This is a genomic window from Streptomyces thermovulgaris, assembly GCF_002155915.1.
GTDB classification, from domain to species: Bacteria; Actinomycetota; Actinomycetes; order Streptomycetales; family Streptomycetaceae; genus Streptomyces; species Streptomyces thermovulgaris.
Genome location: NZ_MUME01000392.1, coordinates 1 through 7,660 on the forward strand (window position 1 = coordinate 1; position 7,660 = coordinate 7,660).

At 72.5% G+C, this 7,660-nt stretch carries 6 protein-coding genes; 3 read left to right on the forward strand and 3 right to left on the reverse strand.

Features of this window, described 5'->3' with window-relative positions:
- The coding region (gene dacB, locus CCN35_RS24995; protein WP_107501094.1) for a D-alanyl-D-alanine carboxypeptidase/D-alanyl-D-alanine endopeptidase at positions 1-1,534 on the reverse strand (1,534 nt) is incomplete at its 3' end.
- A 79-nt stretch (positions 1,535-1,613) separates the two neighbouring features.
- Here dacB and CCN35_RS25000 point away from each other — a divergent pair.
- The gene (locus CCN35_RS25000) at positions 1,614-2,105 is read left to right on the forward strand and encodes an inorganic diphosphatase (protein WP_067393690.1); all 492 of its coding nucleotides are present in this window, start codon (positions 1,614-1,616) and stop codon (positions 2,103-2,105) included.
- A 224-nt stretch (positions 2,106-2,329) separates the two neighbouring features.
- Complete coding sequence (locus CCN35_RS25005; RefSeq protein WP_079129689.1) at positions 2,330-4,066, forward strand: threonine/serine exporter family protein; 1,737 nt, start codon at positions 2,330-2,332, stop codon at positions 4,064-4,066.
- A gap of 66 nt (positions 4,067-4,132) precedes the next feature.
- On the opposite strand, the gene CCN35_RS25010 is transcribed toward CCN35_RS25005, so the two are convergent.
- Complete coding sequence (locus tag CCN35_RS25010) at positions 4,133-5,149, reverse strand: DedA family protein (protein WP_086794425.1); 1,017 nt, start codon at positions 5,147-5,149, stop codon at positions 4,133-4,135.
- 330 nt (positions 5,150-5,479) lie between these two features.
- Complete coding sequence (locus CCN35_RS25015) at positions 5,480-6,247, reverse strand: MerR family transcriptional regulator (RefSeq protein WP_067393694.1); 768 nt, start codon at positions 6,245-6,247, stop codon at positions 5,480-5,482.
- Between the two features lie 165 nt (positions 6,248-6,412).
- Here CCN35_RS25015 and CCN35_RS25020 point away from each other — a divergent pair.
- A partial coding sequence (locus CCN35_RS25020) for an ion channel protein (protein ID WP_086794426.1) occupies positions 6,413-7,660 on the forward strand: 1,248 nt, incomplete at its 3' end.

Consider the following 7,660-nt stretch of genomic DNA (forward strand, 5'->3'; position numbering starts at 1 on the left):
CCGGGGTGTCCTCCGCGAGGAAGGCGAAGACCAGCAGACGGCCCTCCCGGGTCACCGCCGTGCCCGCCAGGGTGTTGACGCCGGTCAGGGTGCCGGTCTTGGCACGGGCCAGGCCGGCCGCACCGGCCGCGTCGCCCGCGTAGCGGCTGCTCAGGGTTCCGGTGAAGCCGGCGACCGGGAGGCCGGTGAGCACCGGGCGGAGTTCGGGGTGGGCGGGGTCGGCCGCCTTGAGCAGCAGGGCCGTGAGCAGACGCGCGGTGAGCCGGTCGGCCCGGTTCAGTCCGCTGCCGTCGTGGAACGCGGCGCCCTTCAGGGGGAGGCCGAGCTTTCGCAGGCGGGCCTCGATCGCCGCCGCGCCGCCGGCGAAGTCGGGGCGGACCCCGGTCGCGACGGCCGTGTGGCGGGCCAGGGCCTCGGCGATGTCGTTGTCGCTGTGGGTGAGCATCCGCTCGACCAGGTCGGACAGCGGGGGCGAGGAGACGGACGCCAGGGTCTTCGCCCGCGTGGTCGCCCGGGCCGGGCCGGCCTCCGTGGTGGGGATGCCGGCCTCGGACAGCAGGCGCGCGAAGGTGGCCGCCGCGTGGGCCGCCGGGTCGGCCACGCGCGGGGCGGGGCCGCTGGTGGAGTCGTCGGTGCGCGCCTCGTCGGTCATCAGGGCGGTGACCCGGGCGATGTTCTCGTTGACGCCGATGGGATGCAGCTCGGGACCGGCGTACAGCGAGGTGTCGTACGACAGTGTCGCCTTCGTCACACCCTGCTTGGTCAGTGCGGCCGCCGTCCTGCGGGCGAGCTCGCGCAGGCTCGCCTGCCCCCGGGCCTCCTCCCGGGCGGTGAGCGTGGGGTCGCCGCCGCCGACCAGGACGACCTTCCCGGACTTCCCGGCCTCCCCGGCCTTTCCGGTGCCGGGCTCCAGGACGGCGCGGGTGGTCAGCCGGTGGTCCGGGCCGAGCACGGACAGCGCGGCGGCACCGGTGGCGATCTTGGTGGTGGAGGCGGGGGTGAGCGCCTCGTCGGCCCCCTGGCCGTACAGCTGTTCGCCGGTGGCCGCGTCGACGACGGAGGCGGAGCGGCGGGCGCCGAGGGCGGGGTCCTGCAGCAGCGGGTCCAGGACCTGTGCCAGACCCCGGCTGCCGGAGACCGGCTCCAGCGCGGCCTCGCCGATCCCCACCAGCACCGGCAGGGCGCTGGGCGCGGGCTCGGCCCGGCCGGCGGACACATCCGGCGTACGTGAGGTGTCGGACGTATCGTTTCGGCGCCCGTGATCTGCGCCACCCATGCGTTCCAGGGCGGCCGCACGCCTCCGCTCGGCCGTACGCTGGCCTGTGGAGTCCCAGGGACCGGCGGCGGTCACCGCACCGGCGGCGAGCACCAGGCCGAGCGCGGCGGCACCCGTCGTGTACTGCCAGGTCCTCGGTGTCGTCAGCCGTGGCCCGGCAGCCCGCGCGAACCGTACGACCCGCGGCTTCACGGCGTGCGCCACCCGTGCCAGACGCGGTCTCGCGGCACGCCAGGCCCTCAGCTCCGGCACGACCACCAGCCCCTTTCGCGATCACACATCTGCGTGAGGGACACTTAATCACCAGAAGTATGTGCTGATCATGGAGGAGCCACCGGTGGAGTTCGACGTCACGATCGAAATCCCGAAGGGTTCGCGGAACAAGTACGAGGTGGACCACGAGACCGGTCGCATCCGTCTGGACCGTCGACTCTTCACGTCGACCAGCTACCCGGCCGACTACGGCTTTGTCGAGAACACCCTCGGCGAGGACGGTGACCCGCTGGACGCGCTGGTCATCCTGGACGAGCCGACGTTCCCCGGCTGCCTCATCAAGTGCCGTGCCATCGGCATGTTCCGCATGACGGACGAAGCGGGCGGCGACGACAAGCTGCTGTGCGTCCCGGCGTCCGATCCGCGCGTCGAGCACCTGCGGGACATCCACCACGTGTCGGAGTTCGACCGGCTCGAGATCCAGCACTTCTTCGAGGTGTACAAGGACCTGGAGCCCGGCAAGTCCGTCGAGGGCGCCAACTGGGTGGGCCGCGCCGAGGCCGAGGCCGAGATCGAGCGTTCCATCAAGCGTTTCCAGGAGCGTGGCGGCCACTGAGCCGTCCGACGTTCTCGGGCCGTACCACCCTGCCCCGGGCCGGTGCGGCCTGTTCCTGTTTTGCCCGCGACCAGGCGCGTCCGCACGGGGGATCCGCACACGGCGGGTGACCCCGTGCACAGGCGGATCCGCGGATGTCCGGGCGGATCCGGTGGAGACGTCCGGGGCGTGTCCGCAGCCGGCGACGACGCGGACGGAAGGTGTCGTTCAGGGAGCGTTGCCCAGTGACGGATGCGGAGGACCGCACCCCGCGGTCGAACGGGACGAAGAGCGCGTCCAGGGCTCCCGAGGGGTTCTCGGCGACCCGGGTCCAGCCGGTGCCGGCGGTCCGGACGGGCGACGGCGAGTCGTCCCTGACGTCCGGGTTCGCCGTGCCCGAGGGGCTGACCGTCTCCCGGACGGAGAGCGAGTCGGAGACCACCTCCGAGTTCACGGTCCCGCAGGGGCTCGGCCTTCCGCAGCAGCCGGCCGCGGAACCCGAGGGGTCCGCGTTCAGCCCGCCGAGCACCCCCGGCGTCCGCCGGGCCCCGCACGCCTTCACCCCGCCGAGCGGTGTGCCGGTGATCGGCCCGACCAGGAACGCCCCCTGGCAGGACCGCATGCGCACCATGCTGCGCATGCCGGTGGCCGAGCGGCCGGCGCCCGAGCCGGTGCAGCGGGCCGAGGAGGGCGGCCCGGCCGTCCCCCGTGTGCTCGACCTGACCCTGCGCATCGGCGAGCTGCTGCTCGCGGGCGGCGAGGGCGCCGAGGACGTGGAGACCGCGATGTTCGCGGTCTGCCGTTCCTACGGCCTGGACCGCTGCGAGCCGACCGTCACCTTCACCCAGCTGTCGATCTCCTACCAGCCGTCCCTGGTGGACGACCCCGTCACGGCGTCCCGGACGGTACGGCGCCGGGGCACCGACTACACCCGGCTGGCGGCCGTCTTCCGGCTCGTCGACGATCTGAGCGACCCGGAGACCCATGTCTCCCTGGAGGAGGCCTACCGGCGGCTGGCGGACATCCGCCGCAACCGGCACCCCTACCCCGGCTGGGTGCTGACCGCGGCCGCCGGACTGCTGGCGGGCGCGGCCTCCCTGCTCGTCGGCGGCGGCCCGCTCGTCTTCGTGGCGGCCGTGGCCGGCGCGATGCTCGGCGACCGGCTGGCGTGGCTGTGCGCCGGGCGCGGGCTGCCGGAGTTCTACCAGTTCACGGTCGCCGCGATGCCGCCGGCCGCGATCGGCGTCGCGCTCACCCTCTCCCACGTCGACGTGAAGGCGTCCGCGGTCATCACCGGCGGACTGTTCGCGCTGCTGCCCGGACGGGCGCTGGTGGCGAGCGTGCAGGACGGCCTGACCGGCTTCTACATCACCGCCACCGCACGTCTGCTGGAGGTGATGTACCTCTTCGTCGGCATCGTCACCGGGGTGCTGGTCGTCCTGTACTTCGGCGTGAAGCTGGGCGCCCCGCTCGACCCGGACGCGGCCCTCGGCATCAGCGAACGGCCCGTGCTGCAGATCGCCGCGTCGATGCTGCTGTCGCTGACCTTCGCCGTGCTGCTGCAGCAGGAGCGCTCCACCGTGCCGTGGGTGACGCTCAACGGGGGCGTCGCCTGGTCGGTGTACGCCGCGATGCACCACGTCGGCGGGATATCGGCGGTGGCGTCCACGGCCGTGGCTGCGGGCCTGGTGGGCCTGTTCGGGCAGTTGCTGTCGCGGTACCGGTTCGCGTCCGCGCTGCCCTTCACCACGGCCGCGATCGGTCCGCTGCTGCCCGGTTCGGCGACGTACTTCGGCCTGCTGGCGATCGCGCAGAACGACATCGACCGGGGACTGGTGTCGCTGGCCAAGGCGGCGTCGCTCGCCATGGCCATCGCGATCGGCGTGAACCTCGGGTCGGAGATCTTCCGGCTGTTCCTCGGGGCGCCGGGCGGCACCTCGGCGTCCAAGCGCCGGGCCGCCAAGCGTACGCGGGGCTTCTGACCCCGGAATCCCGGCCCCGGAACGCCGGGGCCGGAAGGCCGTCCGCGGCCCCGCTCCGAGGCCCTCTCAGGGGGCGCGGTGGTAGCCGCTGTTGTCCGGGTGCTGCGGGTGCCGGTCGTAGGGGGCCGGGTGGCCGTAGGAGTCCTGCCGGCCGTAGCCCTGCTGCCCCTGGCCGTAGCCCTGCTGCCCGTAGGGGTCCTGCGGGCCGTAGGGGTCCTGCGGGCCGTAGGGGTCCTGCCCGCCGTAGGGGGCCTGGTGGTTGCCGTACGGCTGCTGGGGGTGCTGCTGCGGCTGGTGGTTCTGGTCGCCGTACCGGTACGGCGGCTCGATGCGGCGCAGACGGGTCGTGGCGTCGTCCATGACCGGCTGCTGCTCCGCCTGCTGCCCGTACTGCTGATACGGGGCGGGCGGCTCCTGGTACGCAGCGGAGGACTCCTGCTCGGCCGGCTCCTCGAGGCCCTTCTTCTTCTGGGAACGGGCGCGCAGGAACTCGATGATGATCGGGAGCACCGAGACGAAGACGATCAGGATGAGGATCGCCTCGATGTTGTTCTTGACGAAGGGGATGTTGCCCAGCCAGGAGCCGAGGAGGGTCACTCCCGCGCCCCACAGGATGCCGCCGACGATGTTGAAGATCAGGAACGAGCGGTAGCGCATGCCGCTGACGCCCGCGATGATCGGCGTGAAGGTGCGCACGATGGGGACGAAGCGGGCCAGAACCAGGGACTTGGGGCCGTGCTTCTCGAAGAACTCGTGGGCCTTGGTGACGTTCTCCTGCTTGAAGAAGCGGGAGTCGGGGCGGGTGAAGATCGCCGGGCCGACCTTCTTGCCGAACATGTAGCCCGCCTGGTCGCCGAGGATCGCGGCGATGCAGATGAGGACGATGGCCGGCCACAGCGGGAAGTTCATCTGACCCGATGTGATCAGCAGGCCGGCGGTGAACAGCAGGGAGTCACCCGGCAGGAAGAAGCCGATGAGGAGGCCGGACTCGGCGAAGACGATGAGGAGCAGCCCCCAGATGCCGAATGTGTCGAGCAGGTAGTTCGGATCCAGCCAACTCGGGCCGAGGGCAAGCGTCATCACGGTTCCGGACTCCTGACGGGACGGGGAAGCACGGCATCGGGGCGTCGAGGCGCGGCCTCGATCTGACTGCCGCACAAAGCTACCAACGCACGGTATACGCCCCTGGTTCCACACGGTCCTCGGGGAAGGCAATGTGGGCACGCTCACGTCAAGCCGACTCGCCGGGCGCCGGGAAGCGCGGCTGCGGGCGTGGCAAACGGCAGGACGCGGGCGTGGAACGGTGTGCGCACACGGCTCGTCCCGGCCCCTGCCCCCGAAGCGGCCGGGCCGGGAACCGGGGCGGAGGGCAGGAGCACGGGACAGGGGTGCGGAACAGGAGCCGGGGCGGGGTCAGGCGGCGTGCCGGGCCGCGTTGGCGACGATCGCGTCCCGCATGTAGACCGCCAGACCGGGGCGGATCTTCTCGTACGTCCGGGTGAAGCGCTCGTCGGAGACGTACATCTCGCCCAGACAGGTGTGCATCTCGTACCCGCAGTCGTAGTACGCGCGCACGATGAACTGCCGGTGCTCCTCCGCCGTGTCCATGGCCTCCTGGGAGTCGGCCGGGATGCCGGCGGCCAGCAGGTCGGCCATGCGCCGGTGGATGCCGTCCTGCTCCTCGACGAGGCGCTTCCAGTCCTCCTTGGTGTAGGACGCGGTCCGCTGCCGGGACTGCCGGTAGGCGTCGGTGTCGCCCCAGCGTTCGCGCACCTCGTCCTCGTACTGGTCCGGGTCGTCCCCGAACACCTCGAACTTCTCCTCGGGCGTGAGGTTGATGCCCATGCTGTGCGCCTCCAAGGCGTGCTCCACGGCCGCGACCATCTTCTGCAGCTTCTCGATCCGGGCGGTCAGCAGCGCGTGCTGGCGACGCAGATGCGTACGCGGGTCCGCTCTTCCGTCCGCCTGTTCGTCGAGCAGGGTCGCGATCTCCTCGAGCGGAAAGCCGAGCTCCCGGTAGAACAGGATCTGCTGCAGCCGGTCGAGATCGGCGTCGCTGTAACGCCGGTGCCCCGCGTGGCTGCGCTCGCTCGGGACGAGCAGGCCGATGTCGTCGTAGTGGTGCAAGGTGCGCACCGTGACGTTGGCCAGGCCGGCGACCTGCCCCACGGAGTAGCTCACGTCCGCTCCTCCTTTCTCGGTACGCGCTCCACGATGGGACCTCACGTCGCGTGAGGTGCAAGCCCGTTTTCCGGGCCTTCCCGCACCCCTTTTCCGGGCCTTCCCGCACTCCTCGTTCCGGATGTTGTGCTGCTTTCATCGCATTTGCCCGTTTATGGTGTGGCCGTGGCCCAGGACACCGCGCAGCAGCCCCCCGCCGCCCCGGCCCGTGCCCTGCTGCCGCTGCTCCTGCCCGCACTGGCCGTCGGAGTCGGCTCCAGCCTGGTGTTCCTGCTGGTGAGCAGGCTGGCCGAGGAGTTGCAGAGGGTGCTGTGGCAGGACCTGCCCGACGCCCTGGGCATCGGCCGGTACTCGGTGGTGTGGATGCTGGCCGTGCTCACCGCGACCGGGATCCTGGTGGGCCTGGTGGTGTGGAGGGCCCCGGGGCACGCCGGTCCCGATCCGGCCACCCTGGGCCTGACCGCCGCCCCGCTGCAGCCGGCCGTGCTGCCGGGACTGCTGGCCGCCGCCATGCTGATGCTGGCCGGCGGGCCCAGTCTCGGCCCGGAGAGCCCCGTCATCATGGCGAACGCGGCCCTGGCGTTCTGGCTGGGCCGCAGGCTGCTGCCCCGCAGGCCGGACACGCTGTGGCCGGTGCTGGCGGAGGCGGCGACGATCGGTGCCCTGTTCGGCACGCCGGTGGCCGCCGCGCTCGTGCTCTCCGAGGCGCTGGCCGGGCGGCCGATGCAGGGGGCGTTGTGGGACAACCTGTTCGCGCCGCTGGCCGCCGGGGCCGCGGGTGCCACGACGACCGCCCTGGTGGCCCACCCCACCTTCGCCCTGGGCCTGCCCCGCTCCGGCCACCCGCGCTGGACGGATCTGCCGGCCGTCCTGGTGATCGCCTCCGCGGCGGCGCTGCTCGGCCTCGCCGCGGTGTACGCCTTCCCGTACGTCCACCGGGCCTTCGCACGGCTCGGGCATCCGATGGTGGCACTGCCCGTCGGCGGGCTGGTGCTCGGCCTGCTGGGGGCGCTGGGCGGCCCTCTGACGCTCTTCAAGGGGCTGTCGGAGGTCGCGGAGCTGGTCCGTGATCCCGGCCGCTGGACGGCGGGGCAGTTCGCGGCCATGGCCGTGGTGAAGCTGGCCGCGCTGCTGATCGCCGCGTCCTGCGGCTTCCGCGGGGGCCGGATCTTCCCGTCCGTGTTCGTCGGCGCCGCGCTGGGGCTGGCCGCGCACGCGCTCGTGCCGGCGGTGTCCCTGGCACCGGCCGTGGCGGCGGGCGTGCTGGGCATGCTCCTGGCCGTCACCCGGCAGGGCTGGCTGAGTCTGCTCACGGCCGCGGTCCTCGTGTCCCCGCCGACGGTCCTCGCCCTGCTGTGCCTCGCCTCGCTGCCGGCCTGGCTGCTGGTGACCGGCCGGCCGCGAGGCGAGGCA